The sequence below is a fragment of the Photobacterium chitinilyticum genome, assembly GCF_004104355.1.
Classification (GTDB): domain Bacteria; phylum Pseudomonadota; class Gammaproteobacteria; order Enterobacterales; family Vibrionaceae; genus Photobacterium; species Photobacterium chitinilyticum.
In genome coordinates this window covers 1-664 of record NZ_RJLM01000127.1, presented here as the reverse complement: position 1 = coordinate 664, position 664 = coordinate 1, and the positions used below count along the sequence as shown (strand labels likewise).

Annotated in this window: 2 tRNA genes and 1 rRNA gene; all 3 read left to right on the top strand. The window is 47.5% G+C overall.

Going from position 1 to position 664, the window contains the following annotated elements:
- Nucleotides 1-88 (top strand): 16S ribosomal RNA (locus EDI28_RS26205); the annotation flags it as partial.
- Between the two features lie 152 nt (nucleotides 89-240).
- Nucleotides 241-317: transfer RNA gene (locus EDI28_RS26200), tRNA-Ile, on the top strand.
- Nucleotides 318-360: 43 nt separating this feature from the next.
- Nucleotides 361-436: transfer RNA gene (locus EDI28_RS26195), tRNA-Ala, on the top strand.
- Nucleotides 437-664 lie beyond the last annotated feature (228 nt).

Genomic DNA, 664 nt, shown 5'->3' with positions numbered 1-664 from the left:
GAGGGCGTTTACCACGGTGTGGTTCATGACTGGGGTGAAGTCGTAACAAGGTAGCCCTAGGGGAACCTGGGGCTGGATCACCTCCTTACCTAAAGACTTGCTGTTTAATGCAGTGTCCACACAGATTGCCTGGTTAAAATGTAAAAGAACGTGAAAGACTAGAGTCTGAAGTTCGGTGATTAGCCCCATGCCCTTGGTGAAAGCGGTGAGGTCGGTGGTTCACAGGAACAAGATTCGAACGGGTCTGTAGCTCAGGTGGTTAGAGCGCACCCCTGATAAGGGTGAGGTCGGTGGTTCAAGTCCACTCAGACCCACCACTTTCTCTCCCGGAGAAATGTGGTTAACAGTCTTTCAAACGTTGGGGYTATAGCTCAGCTGGGAGAGCGCCTGCCTTGCACGCAGGAGGTCTGCGGTTCGATCCCGCATAGCTCCACCACTCTTTAAACACACTTCTCTTGAAACAAAGAGGCGAGTGTCGTTAAAAAGTGGACACCTTTAGATAGGTCAACACAATGTTCTTTAACAATCTGGAAAGCTGACTAGTAAATTCAACTCAACGAGTTGGATTACAATAGTATCTTCGAGAGAAGATACGAGTTCTCAAAACAAACACATTCAAGTGTCTTGTGTAGAGTCCGGCGAAAACAAATTATTCTCTTTAACG